Raw genomic sequence first — 269 nt, 5'->3', positions numbered from 1 at the left:
CCGACTGGACCGCCTACGACGTGGCGATGATCTTCATCGGCACCATGGCCAACCGCTTCTCGGACGCCAACAGCGAGATCGACAACCTGGCGCTGCTGACGGCGCTCAAGGACAGGCACGGCGACGCCGAGGCCATGCGCATCTTCAACCAACTGCGCTGGCTGACCGACAGCCGCGCGCCGACCACGGTGCCGCCCGAAGCGGGCAGCTACCAGCCGGCCGTGTTCCAGCCGGACGGCGCGGACAGGCTGGCCTACGCGCTGCCGCGC

1 protein-coding gene is annotated in these 269 nt (G+C 69.9%); it reads left to right on the top strand.

Going from position 1 to position 269, the window contains the following annotated elements; all coding sequences use genetic code 11:
* Positions 1-26 precede the first annotated feature (26 nt).
* The coding region (locus SB771_RS34685) for a hypothetical protein (RefSeq protein ID WP_410721998.1) at positions 27-269 on the top strand (243 nt) is incomplete at its 3' end.

It is taken from the genome of Burkholderia sp. SIMBA_051 (assembly GCF_046534915.1).
Lineage (GTDB): Bacteria > Pseudomonadota > Gammaproteobacteria > Burkholderiales > Burkholderiaceae > Burkholderia > Burkholderia ambifaria.
This window is presented reverse-complemented; position numbering and strand designations above follow the sequence as displayed.